This window comes from Streptomyces sp. NPDC002643 (genome assembly GCF_053592555.1).
Genome location: NZ_JBSFVY010000054.1, coordinates 26,785 through 46,335 on the forward strand (window position 1 = coordinate 26,785; position 19,551 = coordinate 46,335).

A 19,551-nucleotide genomic window follows, 5' to 3' on the forward strand; every position below is an offset into this window, starting at 1 on the left:
AACCCCACCCACCCCTCCCCCGACGCGCCCCGCCCCACCCAGCGGAGCGACATGGCAGGATCGGCCCTGCCATGACTGCACCCACGAAACCCACACCACCCCCGCAGCCCACACCGCCCCAAAACGACACCGCCCCCTCCCCCACTCCGAACCCCCCAACCACCCCCACCCCCACTCCCACCGACTCCCCCCTCCACCCCCCAGTGATCGCATGGTTCGAGGCGCACGCCCGTGATCTTCCGTGGCGGCGGCCCGAGGCGGGGCCCTGGGGTGTGATGGTCAGTGAGTTCATGCTGCAGCAGACGCCCGTCAACCGCGTACTGCCCGTCTACGAGCAGTGGTTGACCCGCTGGCCCCGCCCCGCGGACCTGGCGAAGGAACCGCCCGGCGAGGCGGTCCGGGCCTGGGGCAGACTCGGCTATCCGCGCCGCGCGCTCCGGCTGCACGGCGCGGCGGCGGCCATAACGGAACGGCACGGCGGCGACGTACCGAGGGATCACGCGCAGTTGCTGGCGCTGCCCGGCATCGGTGAGTACACGGCCGCGGCGGTGGCGTCGTTCGCGTACGGCCAGCGGCACTCGGTGCTGGACACGAATGTGCGGCGGGTCCTCGCGCGGGCGGTCACCGGTACGCAGTACCCGCCGAACGCCACCACGGCCGCCGAGCGGAAGCTGGCCCGCGCGCTGCTGCCGGAGGACGACGGGACGGCGTCGCGCTGGGCGGCTGCGTCGATGGAGCTGGGCGCGCTGGTGTGCACGGCGAAGAACGAGTCCTGCGAGCGCTGTCCGATCGCCGGGCAGTGCGCCTGGCTGCTGGCCGGGAAGCCCGCGCACGACGGTCCGGCCCGCCGGGGTCAGACGTACGCCGGTACCGATCGTCAGGTCCGCGGCAAGCTCCTCGCCGTACTGCGGGACGCGGTGGCGCCCGTACCGCAGGCGGCCCTGGACCGGGTGTGGGACGAGCCGATCCAGCGGGCCCGCGCCCTCGACGGTCTGGTCGCCGACGGTCTCGTGGAGCCCCTACCCGGCGGTCTCTACCGCCTCCCCCTGACCTGACGCCCCACCTGCACCCCGCCCGGCACATCACCCGACGCCTCACAGCGCACACATCGCCGAGCCCCCGGAAATCCATCGGCAACGCATCGGTGAGGCAGCACCGCAACACAAGCCGACACACAACCCCGCCGGGCAAATCACCCCATAAACCCCTCAAAGCCCGTGCCGCCGTACCCCTTTCCCGCCTCTGTTACACAACCGACGGACAGCCGAGCGTTCTCCGCAGGCTGGCTCGGACATCGCCGTGACAACCCCTCCGTAGCTTCATTGCCGTACCGCGGAACACGCGGAACGCACGGACCGAAGCAGCGAATGCGGCGGACCACCGACGGCGCACCAGGAGCGTCCGCGGCGGCAACGGGGAACGGAGGCGGTTGGAATGGCGCACGGCGAGGTGCTCGAATTCGAGGAGTACGTCCGCACTCGGCAGGACGCGTTGCTGCGCAGCGCCCGCCGGCTGGTCCCGGACCCTGTCGACGCCCAGGATCTGCTGCAGACGGCGCTGGCGCGGACGTACGGCCGCTGGGAGGGCATCGCGGACAAGCGGCTGGCGGACGCGTATCTGCGCCGGGTCATGATCAACACGCGGACGGAGTGGTGGCGGGCCCGGAAGCTGGAGGAGGTCCCGACCGAGCAGCTCCCGGACGCGTCCATCGACGACTCCACCGAACAGCACGCGGACCGCGCGCTCCTCATGGACATCATGAAGGTGCTCGCTCCCAAGCAGCGCAGTGTCGTGGTGCTGCGACACTGGGAGCAGATGTCCACGGAGGAGACGGCCGCCGCCCTCGGTATGTCGGCCGGAACGGTCAAGAGCACGCTGCACCGGGCGCTGGCGCGGCTCCGCGAGGAGCTGGAGTCACGGGACAGCGAGGAGCGCGCCGCACGCGTGCTCGAACGTGAGGAGCGGGAGCGTTGCGCGGCCTGAGCACAGCGGCCGGCCCGGACCCAGGGGCCCGGCAGGCGACGAAGGCGGTGATCACGGCGGTGGCCGTGCTCGCCGCCCTCGGCCTTTTCGTCAGCGCCTGCGGCACGGGCGGCACCGGCGCGCGCGACGAGGGCCCGGCCGACAGCGACTCCCTCGCGGCGGGTGTCGCCTCCCCGTCCGCCTCCGGCTCGGCCGAGAGCGATCACCCGCCGGTGGACGAGGTCGTCCGTATGGTCCGGGCCGATCCGGACGTCAGCAAGACGGTGAAGAGCGATTTGCAGCCGTGTGTGGCCGACGAGTACCCGGTCGACGTGATCTACGGGACGCTGACCGGGGGTTCGACGGACGACATCGTGGTCAATGTGATGACCTGCGCGGACGCCGTCGGTGTGGCCTCGTATGTGTACCGGCTGGAGAAGGGGAAGTACGAGAGCGTCTTCCTCTCCGAACAGCCGCCCGTCTACGCGGAGATCGACCGGGGCGATCTGCTGGTCACCCGGCAGCTGTACGAGAATGACGCGAACGGCGACCCGGCCGCGTACCCCTCCAGCGAGGAAGTGACCACCTACCGCTGGCTGTCGGGCCGCTTCGTCCAGGGGTCCAGTACGCGGACCGAGTACAGCACCTCCGTCGGCGGCGGTGACACGGCCACACCGGAGCCGGGCTGACCGTCGGCCACCATTGATCGACCTCGGATCAAATCCAGTGATCGAACCCAGTGATCACCCCTGATCACCCCTGATCACCCACCACAACGAGAGCGGACCAGAATCGGGATGGCAGAGCAGACCCATGTCCTGTTCGTCGAGGACGACGACGTCATCCGTGAGGCCACCCAGCTGGCGCTGGAGCGGGACGGCTTCGCGGTCACGGCCATGCCCGACGGGCTGTCGGGTCTGGAGGCGTTCCGCGCGAACCGGCCCGACATCGCGCTGCTCGATGTGATGGTGCCGGGGCTGGACGGGGTCTCGCTGTGCCGCCGTATCCGGGACGAGTCGACGGTTCCGGTAATCATGCTCTCCGCGCGGGCCGACTCCATCGACGTCGTGCTGGGCCTGGAGGCGGGCGCCGACGACTATGTCACCAAGCCGTTCGACGGGGCGGTGCTGGTCGCCCGTATCCGCGCGGTGCTGCGCCGTTTCGGCCATGCCGGCGGCGGTGACGCCAAGGCGGACGAGGCCGCATCGGCCGCTACGGGCGGGGTGCTCACCTTCGGCGAACTGGTGATCGACACCGAGGGCATGGAGGTGCGCAGGGCCGGGGAGCCGGTGGCGTTGACGCCGACCGAGATGCGGCTGCTGCTCGAATTCTCCTCGGCCCCCGGCACGGTCCTCTCCCGCGACAAGCTGCTCGAACGCGTGTGGGACTACGGCTGGGGCGGTGACACCCGGGTCGTCGACGTCCATGTCCAGCGGCTGCGCACGAAGATCGGCCAGGACCGGATCGAGACGGTCCGCGGCTTCGGCTACAAGTTGAAGGCCTGAGCGGGATCGGGGTCGGGATCGACATGAACATGAGGGGGATACGACGTCGGCGGGCGCCCCAGGTGCCGCCGGGCGCCGCCGCCACGGGGACCTCGCGCATCCGCACCGGGCTGCGCTGGCAGCTGAGCGCGGCGATCGCGCTGGTCGGCACGATGGTGGCGGTGGCGCTCAGCCTGGTCGTGCACAACGCGGCCCGGGTGTCGATGCTCGACAACTCGCGCGACCTCGCCGATCAGCGCATCCAGGTCGCCCAGCGGATGTACGAGTCGGGCCGCCCGCTGAAGTCCGGGGCGTTCGGGGTGCGGATCAACGACCCCGGCATCCCGGCGGACCTGATGGCCAAGGTCAGGGAGGGCCGCAGGGCCACCTATGTGTCCGAGGGCACCAACGGCGTACCGGACATCTGGGCGGCGGTCCCCCTCCAGGACAGCCGCGTCCTCTCCCTGCACACCCGTTTCACCGACCACAGCTCCACGGTCATGGACGATCTCGATCAGGCGCTGCTCATCGGGTCGATCGCGGTCGTCTTCGGCGGATCGGCGCTCGGGGTGCTGATCGGCGGTCAGATGTCCCGGCGGCTGCGGAAGGCGGCCGACGCGGCGAACCAGGTGGCGAACGGCGAGACCGATGTCCGGGTCCAGGACGCGATCGGCGGGGTCCTGCGCGACGAGACGGCCGAGTTGGCGCGGGCCGTGGACGCCATGGCCGACACGCTGAGGCAGCGCATCGAGGCGGAGCGCCGGGTGACGGCGGACATCGCCCATGAACTGCGCACTCCGGTGACCGGCCTGCTCACAGCGGCGGAACTCCTCCCTCCGGGCCGCCCCTCGGAGCTGGTCCGCGACCGGGCGCAGGCCATGCGGACGCTGGTCGAGGACGTGCTGGAGGTGGCCCGCCTCGACGGGGCGTCCGAGCGGGCGGAGTTGCAGGACATCATGCTGGGCGAGTTCGTGGCGCGGCGGGTGGCGGCGAAGGACGCGAACGTGCGCGTACAGATCGTCCATGAGTCGGCGGTCACGACGGACCCCCGCCGTCTGGAGCGTGTGCTGCTCAATCTGCTGGCCAACGCGGCGAAGCATGGAAAGCCGCCCATCGAGGTGTCGGTGGAGGGCCGGGTGATCCGGGTCCGCGATCACGGCCCCGGTTTCCCGGAGGATCTGCTGGCCGACGGTCCGCGCCGTTTCCGTACCGGCGCCTCCGACCGGGCCGGTCAGGGCCACGGCCTGGGCCTGACCATCGCCGCCGGCCAGGCCCGCGTCCTCGGCGCCCGTCTGACCTTCCGCAACGTCCGCCCGGCGGGAGCGCCTCCGGACGTACCGGCGGAGGGGGCGGTGGCGGTCCTGTGGCTACCGGAACACGCCCCGACCAACACGGGCAGCTACCCGATGCCGAGCTTTTCGGCTCCGCCGGGGGAATTGGGCGCCCAGTAGCTCGGGGGGCAGCTTGTTCGGCGACTGCGGGCGGGTGGGGGTTGCTCGCGCAGTTCCCCGCGCCCCTTTTCAGGCCTGCGGCCTGATACGGGGCCGCGGGCGGATGAAAAAGCTGGGCGCAGCCCGCTTTTTCAGGGGCGCGGGGAACTGCGCGACCAGCCCCCACCCACCCGCACCCGAACTCACGCTCACCCCCGGAGGGCACCCGCACCCGATCAAGCCGCCCCAGCCGCCGTCTCCTTTTCCTCAGACGCGCCGCCGGCCCCCCGCAGCGGCACCTCCCGTACGAACACCGCCGCCGCCAGGGCCAGCACGGCCACCCCGGCACCCAGCAGGAACGCCGCATGGGTGCCGCTCGCCACCGCGTACTGGTACGCCTCCCGCACCGGCTCCGGCAGCTTCGCGAGGCTCGCCGCGTCGAGTTGGGCGGACTGCTCGGTCACCTTGGACCCCAGTTCACCGGCCCGCTCGGCCATGACGTCCGCGACCCGGTTGTTGAAGAGGGCGCCCATGATGGCGACACCGAAGGACGAGCCGAGGGTCCGCGAAAGGGTCGAAGTCGAGGACGCGACCCCCATGTCCTTCATCTCGACGCTGTTCTGCGCGACCAGCATGGTGATCTGCATCAGACAGCCCATACCGGCACCGACGACGGCCATGTACACCCCGGACGTCAGCCGGCTCGTCCCGGTGTCCATCTGCGCCAGCAGGAACAGCCCCACGATCATCAGCACGCTCCCGACCAGCGGGAACACCTTGTAGCGCCCACTGTTCGTGGTCACGCGCCCGGCGATCATCGACACGACGAGCATCGCGCCCAGCATGGGCAGCAGCAGTAGCCCGGAGTTCGTCGCGGACGCGCCCTGCACGGACTGCTGGAACAGCGGCAGGAAGAGCACGGCACCGAACATCACGAAGCCGGTGATGAACCCGATCACGGCCATCAGCGTGAAGTTCCGGCTGCGGAAGATGTGCAGCGGCATCACCGGCTCCGCCGCCCTGCTCTCCACGAACACGAACCCGACGAGTGAGGCCACCCCGATCGCGGCCAGCTCCATGATGACCGCCGAGTCCCAGGCGTACTCGGTCCCGCCCCAGGTGGTGACCAGCACGATCGCCGTGATGCCGACGGTCAGCAGCGCGGCGCCGAGATAGTCGATGCTCCGCGCCGACCTTCCCGCACGGGACGGCTTTGGCAGATGCAGTACGGCACTGATGGCGATCAGCGCGATCACGCCGAGCGGCAGGTTGATGTAGAAGGACCAGCGCCAGCCCCAGTTGTCGGTGATGGTGCCGCCGACGAGCGGTCCGCCGATCATGGCGAGGGCCATGACCCCGGCCATCATGCCCTGGTACTTGCCGCGCTCCCGGGGCGGTATGAGATCACCGATGATCGCCATGACGCCGACCATGAGGCCACCGGCGCCGAGCCCCTGAATGGCGCGGAAGCCGATCAGCTGCCCCATGTCCTGGGCCATGCCGCTGAGCGCCGACCCGATCAGGAAGATCACGATCGAGGTCATGAAGACGCTCTTGCGGCCGTAGAGATCGCCGAGCTTGCCCCAGATGGGCGTGGATGCGGCGGTCGCGAGGGTGTACGCGGTGACGACCCAGGAGAGGTGTTCGAGGCCGCCCAGCTCACCCACGATCGTGGGCATCGCCGTACCGATGATCATGTTGTCGAGCATCGCGAGCAGCATCGCGATCATCAGCGCGAGCAGTACGACCCGCACACTGCGCGGCTGCTTCCCCGATGCGCCGCCGGGCCCGTCCATCACCGAGTCCTCGGCTCCGACCGCCGCCTCGGCCACCACTGCGTCCTCGGCCTCCACCGCCGCCTCGGCCACGCTCGCCCCCGTCTGTTTCTCTGCCATCTTCCCCACCACTTGCCCTGCTCAGCTGCGCTTCTTTGGACTTACCTGTCGACCGGCTAGTTCACTACACTAAGGGAAGCTTGGCCCGTAACTAGCCGGGCGTCAAGTAAGTTTCGAGGCCTTGACCGAGGCTTGGCATACGGCCACGCCCTGACCTGGCCGAAGGTGAGGAGCAGACGGGGATGGACGAGACGAAGCGACAGCGCCGCGGCGACACCAGGCAGCGCATCCAGGACGTCGCCCTCGAACTCTTCGCCGAGCAGGGATACGAGAAGACCTCGCTGAGGGAGATCGCCGAGCGCCTGGAGGTGACCAAGGCGGCCCTCTACTACCACTTCCGAACGAAGGAGGACATCCTCGTCGGCCTCTTCGAGGATCTACGGCGCCCGATCGACGAGTTGATCGCCTGGGCGGAGACCCAGCCGCGCACCCTGGAGACCAAGCAGGAGATCCTCCGCCGCTACAGCGAGTCCCTGACCGGCGCGGCCCCCCTGTTCCGCTTCATGCAGGAGAACCAGGCGACCGTACGGGAGCTGAGCGTCGGCGAGACGTTCAAGGAGCGCATGATCCGCCTGATCGACGCCATCAAGGAACCGGACGCCGCCCTCGCCGACCAGGTCCGGTGCGTAAGCGCCATCTTCACCATGCACGCCGGGATGTTCGTCATGCGCGACCTCGAAGGCGCCCCCGAGGAGAAGCGCCAGGCGGTCCTGGAGGTGGCGATCGACCTGGTCACCCAGGCGCATGGCCATCACGGGGGCGCCCGAGAAGCCGTAGCCGCGCCCGAGAAGCCGTAGCCGCGCCCGCGCGCCGCACGCCGCGCCGCCCCGGAGCGTACGGCCGCCCGCCGTCCACCTCCTGCCGACGCACGAGCCACGAGCGCCCCACAAACCACCACAAGCCCCCATGAAAGCACTTGAGAGCTTGAGGTTGTGGGTAGACCTTCGGAGCCTTCGGGACACCCCCGGGCACAGGTACGAGGAGGCCCCGTGGACGCCGACGACTACGCCCGTATGACCGACGAGGAACGCGAGGAGTCCTACCGCAGACGCCACACCTCGGGCCTGGTGGCCGCGGGCGCGGCGGCCGTCGTACTGGCCCTGACCCTGTTCCTCCTGATCACCTTCGGCGACAACGCCGCGATGTGCGGCACGGGCCAGGACATGGGCCCCTGCTGATCCAGAACGCATCCGGCGCGCAGATCTCCGCCGACACGACCGCGCAGATCTCCGCCGACACGACCGCGCAGATCTCCGCCGACACGACCGCACGGCCGCGCGGACAGGAGACCGCACGGCCGTACGAGTGCCCAAGGGCCCGGAGGCCGGGAAGGCGACCCGTCAGACGGTGACACCCTTGGCGCGGAGGAAGGCGACCGGGTCCACGGCGGAGCCGTAGTTCGCGGTGGTACGGATCTCGAAGTGCAGGTGGGGGCCGCTGGAGTTCCCGGTGTTGCCGGACAGGGCTATGCGCTGGCCGGTCTTGACGACCTGCCCCACCTTCACGTCGACCCGCGAGAGATGGGCGTACTGCGAGAAGGTGCCGTTGCCGTGCTTGATCACGACGGCGTTGCCGTACGCGGGACCGTCACCGGCGCCGTTGCCGCCGGCCTTCACCACGGTGCCGCCGTGCGCGGCCACGACCTTCGTACCGCTCTTGACGGCGAAGTCCTGCCCGCTGTGCTTGGCCGCCCACATACCGCCGGACTGCGCGTACTTGGCGCTGAGGGTGTAGCCCTTGACCGGGCTGACCCAGGAGACGGCCTTCTTGGCGGGGGCCTTCTTCGCGGCGACCTGAACGGCGACCTGGCCCTGGGCCGCACCGGAGGCCTGAGCACCGGCGGCGGCCGCGACCCCGACCCCCAGCACGCCCGAGACCCCCACACCGGCGGCCACGACGGCCACCCGGACACGGAGCTGGGACATACGGGAACGGGGGGTGCGAACACGCTGCGACATGGGGGTACCTCACGGGGACGGAGACGGGGAAGGCGCCGCGAGAGCCCGGACAGGCACCTCGCCGCACACGCATCCCATCCGGCGGACAACGACGGCCTCCGCATGGGACACCCCTTGGTACCCCCACCCCCCGAACCACCTCAAACGTGTGACCTACGACCGAACCTCGTACTTAACAGAAATTCCCCCCACGTCCTGACACCACCCCCCAAACCCACCCTCACCTGCACCCCAGCCCCTCCCCCTCACCCCACACCCCAAAAGTCCGTTTTGCCCCACCAGCCATCCACCACTACCCCACCTAGTACGTGACCCACGCCCTGTGCGCCATGTCACCGGCCAAGCGGCTTCGACGCCCCCGGAATGTGACGCGGGCTACCACTCCGGGCCTCCCCGATAAACTGCCGCCTCCCCGAACCGGAGGAGCCGTGCACCGCTGGGCGGCCGTTCATCGGCACGACCCACTCGGGCGTCCCCGCCTCTTGCCGAACCGCGCGAGCCACGAACGCCGTCTCCTCCCGACCCACGAGAGGCAGCCCATGAGCAGTACTCCGAACGCCCCCGAGCCCCCGCGCATCGAACTCGCCGACGCCGTGCAGTCCATTCGCGACGAACTCCTCACCGCCGCGCGCCGTTCCGCCGGCCAGGACGTCGTCTTCGAACTGGGCGAAATCCAGATGGAGTTCACGGTGGAGCTACGCAGAGAGATCAAGGCCGGGACACGGGTGAAGGCCTGGGTTCTCGACGCCGGTGCGGACGGCGCGTACGCCGACACCCGTACGCACAAGGTCAGCTTCACCTTGCGCGCCCACGATGCCCGTACCGGCGGTCCGTTGAAGGTGAGCAACGACACCGAGGGCAGCGTCTCCGACTTCGGCCGTCGTACACCGCCCACGGTGCCGTAATGCTCCGGTCGGCCATCGAACGGACCGTGGTGGTGCAGGCGGGCACGCAGGGTTCCGGGGTCCTGCTGTCCCCACGCCTCGTGCTCACCTGCGCGCACGTCCTACGGGACGAGGAGTGGATTCGTACAGCTCATCCGGACGGCGAACAGCCCATCCCCAGTCGGACGCTGTGGCGGGACGACACCCTCGACGCGGCTCTCCTCCTCACCGGCGAGGATCTGGTCGCCCCGGAGAAATGGGCCCTCCCGACATTACGCTGGGGCACCCTCGTGACCTCCGATCCGCTGCCCGGCTGTCAGGTCGTGGGATTCCCGGCAGTTCAGCGGTACGGCACCGAGGACCATCTGGAGTACGACCAATTGGCGGGGACCGTGCTGCCGATGGCCGGGCGGCTGCGCCAGACGCTGGTGTGCGAGTTCGACAGGGCCGCGGTGAGCGCGGCGCCCGGCATCGCCTCACCCCTGGCCGGGCTCTCGGGTGGACCGCTGTTCGCCGGCGCGGTGTTACTCGGCCTGGTCACCGAGGTTCCGGACGGCCGAGCCCATCGCCGGGTGAACGCCGTACCCGTGGACCGGATTCTGAACGCGCCGGGCTTCCCCCGCCATGCGGTCGGCACCGAACTCAGCCACATTCCGGCCGTCCTGGAACCCGTCGCCGGCTTCCACCAGCAGGACGAACGCTTCGAGCGCCACTACGCCCGCGCCCTCCAGATCCGCTACCGCAAGACCGAGATCTTCGGCATCGACGAACTGGGCACCACGGAGACGAGCTGGGACCTGGACACGGCCTATCTGAGTCTGGAGGCGGTGTCGGCGGCACGGCCCTCCGAGACCAGGACCATGGGCGGCTGGTACTACGAGTACGACCGGTCACCGGAAGACCCGCCGCCGGCGGAACCGAAGGCCGCATCCGTGCCCCAGCGCATCCACGATCTTCTCACCGACCGCCCCCGCACCCTGCTGCGCGGTGAGGCGGGCGCGGGAAAGACGACCCTGGTGTGGTGGCTGGCCTCGCACGCGGCTTGCGGCGCCCTCGGCCACGAGCTCGCCGAACTGAACGACCTGGTGCCCTTCGTCGTTCCGATGCGCAGCCTGCGCAGCCTCGGCACAGCGTTCCCGACGCCCGACCACCTGCCGACGGTCGCCGAACTACAGATCGGCACGATCCCCGACGGCTGGGCCCAACGCGTCCTGGAGTCCGGTCGCGCCCTGCTCCTCATCGACGGTATGGACGAGATCCCACCCGCAGGCCGGGAGGCGGCACGCCGCCGTCTGACCGACCTGCTGGCGATGTACCCGCACAATCGCTGTCTGATGACCGTGCGCCCGCTCGCCGTGCCGGGCGACTGGCTGGACGGCGACGGCTTCGAAGAACTGCGGCTCCTCCCCATGCGGGACAATGACGTCCTGGCCTTCTCGAAGGCGTGGCACGCTGCGGCCCGCCTGGAGTGCCAGGGCTTCCAGGACCACTACCGGGCGGCGACGGAGGTCGAGCATCTGCGGCTGCTGGAGAAGGAACTCGCCAAGGAGCTGGGACGCAACCGCACCCTCCGCAACCTGGCCCGGACCCCTCTGCTCGCCGCCGTGGTGTGTGCCCTGCACCGCCGCCGACGGGGAATCCTCCCGGAAACCCGCTGGTCCCTGTACAACGCGGCACTCAGCATGCTGCTCGGCGGCCGCGACACGCTTCGACGAGTGGCCGCGCCGGAGGGCATCGCCCTTGGAGTGGAGGAACACCAGCAACTCCTCCAGCGCATCGCGGCGTGGCTTGCCCGCGGCGGCTATGTCGAGTTCAGCCACGCCCAGGCGGAGCATCAGATCGAGCTGGCGATGCGGGGAATGCCGCAGGTACGGGAACAAGGTTCACCGGCCGCCGTCCTGGTCCACCTCCTCAACCGCAGCGGGCTCCTCCAGGAGCGCAACGAACGGGTGATTCAGTTCATCCACCGCACATTCCAGGACTACTTGGCCGCGAAGGAACTCCAGGAGAGTGACAGTCTGGGCGAGTTGCTGCGCCATGTGGGGGACGAGCAATGGCACGACGTGATCCTGCTGGCGGTCGGGCACTGCAATCGGGGAGAAGTCCGGCGGCTGGTCGAGGAGTTGATCGCGGCGGGCGACCGGGCGTCGGACCGCGGGACACGGTCGGACCTCCATGTGCTGGCCGCCCGATGCGCCCAGAGCGCGGTCGTACTGGACGAGGAGCTACGCGCCCGGGCGGCTGAACGCGTCAGACAGCTGATTCCGCCGACGGGTATCGCCGAGTTGGAGAATGTGGCATCGCTGGGCGAGTACGTTCTGCCGCTCGTTCCCGGCCCGGGAACACTGAGCGCCGCAGAGGCGACGGCTGTCGTGGATCTCGTCGTCAGTATCGGGGGCTCCTCGTCCCTGCCACGCCTGCGGGCATTCGCGCGGCACAGCTCACAAAAGGTCCGCAAACAGATCGCGGGCGCCTGGTCGCTGTATCCGGCGGACGAATACGCCCGTGAGGTCCTGGCCCACATGGAACTGTCCGACATCAGGGTCGTCGCCACGACCACCGACATGGTGCACAGCCTGCGTCACTGTGGCCCCATCGGGGAACTGTGCATCGAAGTCCCGGTCAGTGGAGCGGAACTGTCGAAGCACCTCCCGCACGGGCGGTACCGCGCAATCCATGTGCCGCCGAACGAACTCCTCGACGACCTTTCCTTCGTGCGCGACCAGTCCGGTCTGGAGGAACTGGTCGTCGATGTGTGCCCGAGACTCCGAGATCTCTCTCCCCTGGAAGGGCAGGGACTCGACCAACTCGTTCTCGCCATCGGCAAATTGCCGAGGTCGGCCCTGACTTCTTTGGAGCGTCTGGACCGGTTGACGGCTCTGCACTTGAAGGGGACGCCCATCGACAGCGATATTCCCCTTCCTTCGGGCCACCGGTCCGTCAAGAGGCTTTCGTTGACCGGTCAATCGCCCCTGTTGATCAATGACCTGGCCGATTGGGCCCGCCTTGAGGTGCTGACCGTTGCCGGGAAGTGCGACGTTTCCGCCCTGCTTCATGCCGCCGCCCGAGCCCCTGAGTTGAACCGTCTTCAGTTCTCGACGGATTCCTTGAGTCTGCCGGGGCTCCGCGAACCTCCGTGGGAAATCATCACCTCGACTCTGCCGAGAATCACCCCCCTGACCCTGCCGAAAATCACCACCCTGACTCTGACGGGGATCAGTCTCCCCAGCTCCGCCCTGAAGATCGCGCACGGTTTCCCGGCCCTCCGGCAACTGAACCTCGTGGTCGAGGAAGGGGTCCAGCTCGATCTGACTCCTTTGCGCGGCCACAAGAACCTGGTCATCAACGTCAACGGGCTGGTGGCGCATCCGTCGATCCTCGTCGGGATCGAATGACCAACGAGAAAGTCACCCGGCCGAGAACGTCACACAGCGAGGGCCCATGGAAGAAAAGGGGCTGCCCCAGGACCCAAGTCCCGGGGCAGCCCCTTCTGTTCGAGCCGAGCGCAGCGGCTGTGCCCGCGCTACGCCTCCTTGCTCAGGTTCGGCCCGGCGCCGCCGGCCGCCTGCTCGATCGGCGGGACGTCGGGGAGGGCCGACTTCTCCTCACCCCGGAAGGTGAAGGTCTGGGACTCGCCCTCGCCCTCGGTGTCCACGACCACGATGTGACCGGGGCGCAGCTCGCCGAAGAGGATCTTCTCGGAGAGGGTGTCCTCGATCTCGCGCTGGATGGTCCGGCGCAGCGGCCGGGCGCCCAGCACGGGGTCGTAACCCTTCTTGGACAGCAGCTCCTTGGCGGACTGGGAGAGCTCGATGCCCATGTCCCGGTCCTTGAGGCGCTCGTCCACCTTGCTGATCATCAGGTCGACGATCCGCAGGATGTCCGCCTGCGTCAGCTGCGGGAAGACGACGACGTCGTCGACACGGTTGAGGAACTCGGGCCGGAAGTGCTGCTTGAGCTCGTCCTGGACCTTGTTCTTCATGCGCTCGTAGTTGGTCTTCGTGTCACCCGAGGCCGCGAAGCCCAGGTTGAAGCCCTTGGAGATGTCCCGGGTGCCGAGGTTGGTCGTCATGATGATGACCGTGTTCTTGAAGTCCACGACCCGGCCCTGGGAGTCGGTCAGGCGACCGTCCTCCAGGATCTGCAGCAGCGAGTTGAAGATGTCCGGGTGGGCCTTCTCGACCTCGTCGAAGAGGACGACGGAGAACGGCTTGCGGCGGACCTTCTCGGTCAGCTGGCCACCCTCTTCGTAGCCCACGTATCCGGGGGGCGAACCGAAGAGACGCGACACCGTGTGCTTCTCGCTGAACTCCGACATGTCGAGGGAGATCAGCGCGTCCTCGTCACCGAACAGGAACTCGGCGAGCGCCTTGGACAGCTCGGTCTTACCGACACCGGACGGGCCCGCGAAGATGAACGAACCACCAGGGCGCTTCGGGTCCTTCAGACCGGCACGCGTACGGCGGATCGCCTTCGACAGCGCCTTGACGGCGTCGTCCTGGCCGATGACCCGCTTGTGCAGCTCCTCCTCCATGCGGAGCAGGCGGCTGGACTCCTCCTCGGTGAGCTTGAAGACCGGGATGCCCGTGGCCGTGGCCAGCACCTCGGCGATCAGCTCGCCGTCGACCTCGGCGACGACGTCCATGTCGCCGGCCTTCCACTCCTTCTCCCGCTTGGCCTTGGCGGCCAGGAGCTGCTTCTCCTTGTCGCGGAGGGAGGCGGCCTTCTCGAAGTCCTGCGAGTCGATCGCGGACTCCTTGTCCCGGCGGACACCGGCGATCTTCTCGTCGAACTCGCGGAGGTCCGGCGGCGCGGTCATCCGGCGGATACGCATCCGGGAACCGGCCTCGTCGATCAGGTCGATCGCCTTGTCCGGCAGGAACCGGTCCGAGATGTACCGGTCGGCCAGGGTGGCGGCCTGGACCAGGGCCTCGTCCGTGATGGAGACGCGGTGGTGCGCCTCGTAGCGGTCGCGCAGACCCTTGAGGATCTCGATGGTGTGCGGGAGCGAGGGCTCGGCGACCTGGATGGGCTGGAAGCGGCGCTCCAGGGCCGCGTCCTTCTCCAGGTGCTTGCGGTACTCGTCCAGCGTGGTGGCACCGATGGTCTGCAGCTCACCGCGGGCCAGCATCGGCTTCAGGATCGAAGCGGCGTCGATGGCGCCCTCGGCGGCACCCGCACCGACCAGCGTGTGGAGCTCGTCGATGAACAGGATGATGTCGCCGCGGGTGCGGATCTCCTTGAGGACCTTCTTCAGGCGCTCCTCGAAGTCACCGCGGTAGCGGGAGCCGGCGACCAGGGCGCCGAGGTCGAGCGTGTAGAGATGCTTGTCCTTCAGCGTCTCGGGCACCTCGCCCTTGACGATGGCCTGGGCGAGGCCCTCGACGACGGCGGTCTTGCCGACGCCGGGCTCACCGATCAGGACCGGGTTGTTCTTGGTACGGCGGGACAGCACCTGCATGACCCGCTCGATCTCCTTCTCGCGCCCGATGACCGGGTCGAGCTTGGACTCACGAGCGGCCTGGGTGAGGTTCCGGCCGAACTGGTCGAGGACCAGGGACGTGGAGGGCGTGCCCTCGGCAGGACCGCCGGCGGTGGCGGCCTCCTTGCCCTGGTAACCGGAGAGCAGCTGGATGACCTGCTGCCGCACCCGGTTGAGATCTGCGCCCAGCTTGACCAGGACCTGGGCGGCGACGCCCTCGCCCTCACGGATCAGGCCGAGCAGGATGTGCTCCGTGCCGATGTAGTTGTGGCCGAGCTGAAGGGCCTCGCGGAGCGACAGCTCCAGGACCTTCTTGGCACGGGGGGTGAAGGGGATGTGGCCGGACGGGGCCTGCTGGCCCTGGCCGATGATCTCCTCCACCTGCTGGCGGACCGCCTCGAGCGAAATCCCGAGGCTCTCCAGGGCCTTAGCGGCGACACCCTCACCCTCGTGGATCAGGCCCAGGAGGATGTGCTCGGTGCCGATGTAGTTGTGGTTGAGCATCCGGGCTTCTTCCTGAGCCAGGACGACAACCCGCCGCGCGCGGTCGGTGAACCTCTCGAACATCGTTTATCGCTCCTCAGAGCGGTCAGGCACTGAGGGGACGCTCCCCTCACTGTCCTTCCGCAGCTTAGTCCCGCGAGCGGGGACCGCTCATTCCAACTGCCGACACCGTCCGGATCACCTCCGCTCTCGCGGAGACAGAGTCACTGCCTCCTGACCCCGAACGCCGACATCTGCTCCAACCCGATGGTGCGAGACGATGTTCCCGCAGGCCAGGTGGTTACCCTCACCATCAGTACGCCGATGGCGAACGCGAAACGGCCTTTCCTGCGTGTCGCCCCCTCCCACTAGGGATGTCTTACCCGTAGGCACTGACACTCCATGCCGGATGCACCGGTTCCCTCCGCTAAGGGCGAACATCCTTGCGCCGGTTTCCACTGCGGATCGCCCCCTTCTCCGGCACTCTACGCACCCGCACTGACACCCAGCGTAACTCCGGGCTCCTTCGCACGGTTGCTCCTGACATGGCCATCGTCCCCCTTCCCCGCCGACCGCTCGACCCGAGCGCAGTGGTACGGCGTTGGTACGAGAACGATCTGGGTTGGGCGACCGTGCCCGGCACTCCCGTACATCTCATTACGGGCCTGCGCTTCGATGTGCTCGACGTCCCGGCGGAGGCGGGCGGCGCGGCCCTCAGACATCTGGGCCCGGTCCCGGAACCGGGCTCGCCGGTGGCGCTGCGCGGCGGGCGGATGCTGCTGCTGGTCGCGGCGGGCGGCGCGGAGGAGGTGCCGGGGCTGCTGGAGTGGCTGGACTGGGGTGGCGTGGACCTGGACCTCACAGCCGTGGGAACGGGGGGTCACATGGTGGCGCCACCGCCTCCGGAAGCGGCCGGAGGACGCGGTGCCGGTTCACAGGGGGCCGCTGTCTGGCTGCGGCCCCCCGAGCCGGGGCGCGAGGTGGAAGCCTCGCTGCCGACGATGTCGGCGCTGGGGGGCGTTGGGGGCACCCCCGACCTCGTGCGAGTGGTGGACACGGTGGCGACTGCCTGCCACCGCGTCCGGCTGCGGCGCGCGAGCACCGAGCCGCTGGCCTTTTCCCAGACCTTCAGCCGTTGGCCTTCTCGTAGGCCTCGCGAATGGTCGCCGGAACGCGGCCGCGGTCGTTGACCTCGTAACCGTTCTCCTTCGCCCAGGCGCGGATGGCCGCGGTGTCCTGGCTGCCGGCGGAAGCGGCGCGGGCCTTTCCACGGCCGCCCGAAGCACGGCCTCCGGTGCGACGGCCACCCTTGACATAGGGGTCGAGAAGCCCGCGGAGCTTGTCCGCGTTGGCGGTCGTGAGGTCGATCTCGTATGTCTTGCCGTCCAGCGCGAACGTCACGGTCTCGTCCGCCTCGCCGCCGTCGAGGTCGTCGACAAGAAGGACCTGAACCTTCTGTGCCACCGGATTTCCTTTCATCGATAACTACAGGGCCGAGGGCCTGCGGCACGAGCCGCTGTTTCACGTCCCCTTATATGCAGTACTGCAGTACGTCGGAAAGCAAACCGCTTTTCCAGAGAAAACACAAACCCCTGGGAGAGACCGGGGAGAGGGCGAGGAGAGACCGTGCGCCCCGGGGAAGACCGGAAACATGTGCGTTTCGGACATAGGGCACCGGGGCAAGGCGACCCGCTTCGAATAGGGGTCGCCCGGCGATCACAGATGCAGAAGCATCCGGCTGTTGCCCAAGGTGTTCGGTTTCACTCGTTCGAGACCGAGGAACTCCGCGACACCCTCGTCATAGGAACGCAGCAGCTCCACGTAGACATCGGTGTCCACCGGTGTCTCGCCGATCTCCACGAAGCCGTGCTTCGCGAAGAACTCCACTTCGAAGGTCAGACAGAAAACCCGGCGAACACCCAGCCAGCGCGCGGTGTGCAGCAACTTCTCCAGCAACTGATGTCCGACGCCGAGACCCTTCGCCTCCGGGTTCACCGCGAGAGTGCGGACTTCCGCGAGGTCTTCCCACATCACGTGCAGCGCGCCACAGCCGACGACCTGGGCGTTGTCGTCCCGTTCCGCGACCCAGAACTCCTGGATGTCCTCGTAAAGCGTCACCGTCGGTTTGTCGAGCAGGATGCGGCGCTGGACGTAGGCGTCAAGGAGGGCGCGTACGTGCGGAACATCGCTGGTCCGGGCCCGGCGGACGGTGATGGCTTTTGAGGTGACTTCGGGACTGACTGCTGGCATGAGCGGACGCTATCGCCCGGGACGATCCGGGGATTGGCCGGGGGTCCCCTGTGATTCGCCGGACGATTCGACGGATTCGGGGCCTTGGACGATGCGTACGGCGTCGCTGAGGGCCTGTCGCTGTTCCTCGCTCATCATCCCGAAGAAGGCGACGAGAGCGGCCGCCGGGTTGTCGCTCTGCGACCATGCCTCGTTCATGAGTGCGGCGGCGTAGGCGGCACGAGTGGAGACAGCCTCATATCGATAGGCCCGGCCTTCCGCCTCACGGCGGACCCAGCCCTTCTGATGGAGATTGTCCAGAACGGTCATCACCGTGGTGTACGCGATGGACCGTTCCCGCTGAAGGTCTTCCAGGACTTCCCGAACGGTCACCGGGCGGTTCCACTTCCACACCCGCGTCATCACCGCGTCTTCGAGTTCTCCCAATGGGCGAGGCACAGTTCCGCACAATATCCGGAGATAGCGAACAAAAAGGGCGTACGACTCGAAAACCACATGAGTCGTACGCCGATGGGGGCGCGGGGGGGGCGCTGGTGGGAGGCGGCGTCAGGCGCCGGCGTCCCTGCTGTCCGAGGGGGTGGCCTGGCGGGCGGCCTCCGCGCGGGCGTACGCCGCGTCCACGGCCGCGTCCTCCTTGGCCTTGTTGGAGCCGCCCTGGGTCTTCACGATCACCCTGATGACGCTGATGAACAGCACGGCCATCACGAAGGGGGGCAGCAGCGCGGAGACGTAGTCCATGGGTCCAGGGTAGCCAGGGCTACACGGCCGCCAACTGGTGGGGCGGGTTGGCGGGCGGGGCGGCGGGTTTCCGCTTGGGCGGGAAGACCTCACCGGGTGTGGGGATGGGCTTGCGCGCCGGGCGCGGGGCGTCGGGGCGGGGCACCGGCCCCGGCTTCTCGGCGGGCTCGGCGGGCCGCGAGGGACGGGCGGGCCGGGCCGGCTTCGGCTTGGCGGGCTTCGCGGGCTCGTCGGACGCGGCCCCATGGCTGTAACCGGCACGCGCGTGTGCGGCCCGCTCCGCGCGTCCACCGGGGAGGGCGGTGAGCCGGGTCCGGGAGCGGTGGCCGGCGGCGGAACGGGATGTCGGGACGAGCACCGCGCGGGCGGCCTGCCCCGCGAAACGGGCCCGTACGTCCTGCTCGGCGAGGGGCCGGCAGCGGTCCAGGAGGGCGGCGGCGGTGGGATTGCCGCGCAGGGCGCGCAGTGCGGCGAGGTCGTCCGGTTGGGGCCGGTACCCGACGTCCAGGGCCTCCTCCAGGAGCGCCGCGTAGCCCGTGACCGTGCCCGGGAGCGCGGCGCGGTAGCGGGCGAGGTCGGCCAGCAGGAAGGCCCTGAGACGGGCGTCCTCGCGGGTCGCCTCGTCGACGGACTCGGCGAGCCGGAGACAGTCCTGCACGTCCTCGGCCGAGGCGGGAGTGGGGTTCAGGGCGAGGGCGAGGGCACGACGGAGCACACGCAGCTCCTCCGCACCGAACGCCATGCCGCCGCGGGTTCCGTGGGGCGTGGGCATGCACCGAAAGATACGCGCTAATCAGACAAAAGCGGGCCGATGCACACGCGTGGCGCCGGGGACCACCCATAAGGGGCGGGCCCCGGCGCCCAAGAGCTCGGGGGTGAGTTGTTGGTTGGCGGGTGCGGGTTGTGTGTGGTTGCTCGCGCAGTTCCCCGCGCCCCTAAAAAGCACCGGCCCCCCCCCCAACATTTAGCGGCGCCGGGAACAGCG

The 19,551-nt window shown here is 69.0% G+C and carries 18 protein-coding genes; 10 read left to right on the top strand and 8 right to left on the bottom strand.

Going from position 1 to position 19,551, the window contains the following annotated elements:
• Positions 1-71: 71 nt before the first annotated feature.
• The 5 genes from ACWD4G_RS43010 (at position 72) to cseC (ending at position 4,897) form a co-directional block, all read left to right on the top strand.
• Positions 72-1,055, top strand: a complete 984-nt coding sequence (locus ACWD4G_RS43010) for an A/G-specific adenine glycosylase (RefSeq protein WP_451303710.1) — start codon at positions 72-74, stop codon at positions 1,053-1,055.
• Between the two features lie 379 nt (positions 1,056-1,434).
• Positions 1,435-1,983 (top strand): SigE family RNA polymerase sigma factor, encoded by a 549-nt coding sequence (locus ACWD4G_RS43015; protein WP_451303712.1) that lies wholly within the window; start codon positions 1,435-1,437, stop codon positions 1,981-1,983.
• Positions 1,971-2,651, top strand: a complete 681-nt coding sequence (locus ACWD4G_RS43020; protein ID WP_451303714.1) for a hypothetical protein — start codon at positions 1,971-1,973, stop codon at positions 2,649-2,651. The genes ACWD4G_RS43015 and ACWD4G_RS43020 overlap by 13 nt, the downstream gene beginning before the upstream one ends.
• A 108-nt stretch (positions 2,652-2,759) precedes the next feature.
• Positions 2,760-3,467, top strand: a complete 708-nt coding sequence (cseB, locus tag ACWD4G_RS43025) for a two-component system response regulator CseB (protein ID WP_451303716.1) — start codon at positions 2,760-2,762, stop codon at positions 3,465-3,467.
• A gap of 23 nt (positions 3,468-3,490) precedes the next feature.
• Positions 3,491-4,897, top strand: a complete 1,407-nt coding sequence (cseC, locus tag ACWD4G_RS43030) for a two-component system sensor histidine kinase CseC (RefSeq protein WP_451303718.1) — start codon at positions 3,491-3,493, stop codon at positions 4,895-4,897.
• A 215-nt stretch (positions 4,898-5,112) separates the two neighbouring features.
• On the opposite strand, the gene ACWD4G_RS43035 is transcribed toward cseC, so the two are convergent.
• Complete coding sequence (locus ACWD4G_RS43035; RefSeq protein ID WP_451303744.1) at positions 5,113-6,672, bottom strand: MDR family MFS transporter; 1,560 nt, start codon at positions 6,670-6,672, stop codon at positions 5,113-5,115.
• A 281-nt stretch (positions 6,673-6,953) separates the two neighbouring features.
• Between ACWD4G_RS43035 and ACWD4G_RS43040 the strand changes: the two genes are divergently transcribed.
• Entirely contained in the window at positions 6,954-7,568 is a 615-nt protein-coding gene (locus ACWD4G_RS43040) for a TetR/AcrR family transcriptional regulator (protein ID WP_451303720.1), read from the top strand.
• 192 nt (positions 7,569-7,760) lie between these two features.
• Complete coding sequence (locus ACWD4G_RS43045; protein ID WP_451303722.1) at positions 7,761-7,949, top strand: hypothetical protein; 189 nt, start codon at positions 7,761-7,763, stop codon at positions 7,947-7,949.
• A 162-nt stretch (positions 7,950-8,111) separates the two neighbouring features.
• On the opposite strand, the gene ACWD4G_RS43050 is transcribed toward ACWD4G_RS43045, so the two are convergent.
• Positions 8,112-8,729 (bottom strand): M23 family metallopeptidase, encoded by a 618-nt coding sequence (locus tag ACWD4G_RS43050; RefSeq protein WP_451303724.1) that lies wholly within the window; start codon positions 8,727-8,729, stop codon positions 8,112-8,114.
• 539 nt (positions 8,730-9,268) lie between these two features.
• On the opposite strand from ACWD4G_RS43050, the gene ACWD4G_RS43055 reads away from it, so the two are divergent.
• Positions 9,269-9,634: a trypco2 family protein gene (locus ACWD4G_RS43055; RefSeq protein WP_451303726.1), complete on the top strand. Its 366-nt coding sequence runs from the start codon at positions 9,269-9,271 to the stop codon at positions 9,632-9,634.
• Positions 9,634-13,008, top strand: a complete 3,375-nt coding sequence (locus ACWD4G_RS43060) for an NACHT domain-containing protein (protein WP_451303728.1) — start codon at positions 9,634-9,636, stop codon at positions 13,006-13,008. Before ACWD4G_RS43055 ends, ACWD4G_RS43060 begins: the two co-directional genes overlap by 1 nt.
• Before the next feature lie 128 nt (positions 13,009-13,136).
• Here ACWD4G_RS43060 and ACWD4G_RS43065 read toward each other — a convergent pair whose 3' ends face one another.
• Positions 13,137-15,662, bottom strand: a complete 2,526-nt coding sequence (locus ACWD4G_RS43065; RefSeq protein WP_451303730.1) for an ATP-dependent Clp protease ATP-binding subunit — start codon at positions 15,660-15,662, stop codon at positions 13,137-13,139.
• Positions 15,663-16,123: 461 nt separating this feature from the next.
• Between ACWD4G_RS43065 and ACWD4G_RS43070 the strand changes: the two genes are divergently transcribed.
• Positions 16,124-16,768, top strand: a complete 645-nt coding sequence (locus ACWD4G_RS43070) for an SCO3374 family protein (RefSeq protein ID WP_451303732.1) — start codon at positions 16,124-16,126, stop codon at positions 16,766-16,768.
• Here the strand turns inward: ACWD4G_RS43070 and ACWD4G_RS43075 are convergent.
• From ACWD4G_RS43075 to ACWD4G_RS43095, 5 genes are all read right to left on the bottom strand, one after another.
• Positions 16,707-17,042: a histone-like nucleoid-structuring protein Lsr2 gene (locus tag ACWD4G_RS43075; RefSeq protein ID WP_451303734.1), complete on the bottom strand. Its 336-nt coding sequence runs from the start codon at positions 17,040-17,042 to the stop codon at positions 16,707-16,709. The genes ACWD4G_RS43070 and ACWD4G_RS43075 overlap by 62 nt on opposite strands.
• Before the next feature lie 252 nt (positions 17,043-17,294).
• Positions 17,295-17,828: an amino-acid N-acetyltransferase gene (locus ACWD4G_RS43080; protein ID WP_451303736.1), complete on the bottom strand. Its 534-nt coding sequence runs from the start codon at positions 17,826-17,828 to the stop codon at positions 17,295-17,297.
• A gap of 9 nt (positions 17,829-17,837) precedes the next feature.
• Positions 17,838-18,254, bottom strand: coding sequence for a BlaI/MecI/CopY family transcriptional regulator (locus ACWD4G_RS43085; protein WP_451303738.1), 417 nt, complete (start codon positions 18,252-18,254; stop codon positions 17,838-17,840).
• 120 nt (positions 18,255-18,374) lie between these two features.
• Complete coding sequence (locus tag ACWD4G_RS43090; protein WP_451303740.1) at positions 18,375-18,566, bottom strand: hypothetical protein; 192 nt, start codon at positions 18,564-18,566, stop codon at positions 18,375-18,377.
• Positions 18,567-18,585: 19 nt separating this feature from the next.
• Positions 18,586-19,308 carry a hypothetical protein gene (locus tag ACWD4G_RS43095; RefSeq protein ID WP_451303746.1) on the bottom strand — a complete coding sequence of 241 codons (723 nt, stop codon included), beginning with the start codon at positions 19,306-19,308 and terminating at the stop codon, positions 18,586-18,588.
• Positions 19,309-19,551: the final 243 nt, after the last annotated feature.

Coding starts and splice junctions, on each gene's coding strand:
- ACWD4G_RS43010 (WP_451303710.1), top strand. CDS start 72: ATGACTGCACCCACGAAACCCACACCACCCCCGCAGCCCACACCGCCC.
- ACWD4G_RS43015 (WP_451303712.1), top strand. CDS start 1,435: ATGGCGCACGGCGAGGTGCTCGAATTCGAGGAGTACGTCCGCACTCGG.
- cseB (WP_451303716.1), top strand. CDS start 2,760: ATGGCAGAGCAGACCCATGTCCTGTTCGTCGAGGACGACGACGTCATC.
- cseC (WP_451303718.1), top strand. CDS start 3,491: ATGAACATGAGGGGGATACGACGTCGGCGGGCGCCCCAGGTGCCGCCG.
- ACWD4G_RS43035 (WP_451303744.1), bottom strand. CDS start 6,672: ATGGACGGGCCCGGCGGCGCATCGGGGAAGCAGCCGCGCAGTGTGCGG.
- ACWD4G_RS43040 (WP_451303720.1), top strand. CDS start 6,954: ATGGACGAGACGAAGCGACAGCGCCGCGGCGACACCAGGCAGCGCATC.
- ACWD4G_RS43050 (WP_451303724.1), bottom strand. CDS start 8,729: ATGTCGCAGCGTGTTCGCACCCCCCGTTCCCGTATGTCCCAGCTCCGT.
- ACWD4G_RS43055 (WP_451303726.1), top strand. CDS start 9,269: ATGAGCAGTACTCCGAACGCCCCCGAGCCCCCGCGCATCGAACTCGCC.
- ACWD4G_RS43060 (WP_451303728.1), top strand. CDS start 9,634: ATGCTCCGGTCGGCCATCGAACGGACCGTGGTGGTGCAGGCGGGCACG.
- ACWD4G_RS43065 (WP_451303730.1), bottom strand. CDS start 15,662: ATGTTCGAGAGGTTCACCGACCGCGCGCGGCGGGTTGTCGTCCTGGCT.
- ACWD4G_RS43070 (WP_451303732.1), top strand. CDS start 16,124: ATGGCCATCGTCCCCCTTCCCCGCCGACCGCTCGACCCGAGCGCAGTG.
- ACWD4G_RS43080 (WP_451303736.1), bottom strand. CDS start 17,828: ATGCCAGCAGTCAGTCCCGAAGTCACCTCAAAAGCCATCACCGTCCGC.
- ACWD4G_RS43090 (WP_451303740.1), bottom strand. CDS start 18,566: ATGGACTACGTCTCCGCGCTGCTGCCCCCCTTCGTGATGGCCGTGCTG.
- ACWD4G_RS43095 (WP_451303746.1), bottom strand. CDS start 19,308: ATGGCGTTCGGTGCGGAGGAGCTGCGTGTGCTCCGTCGTGCCCTCGCC.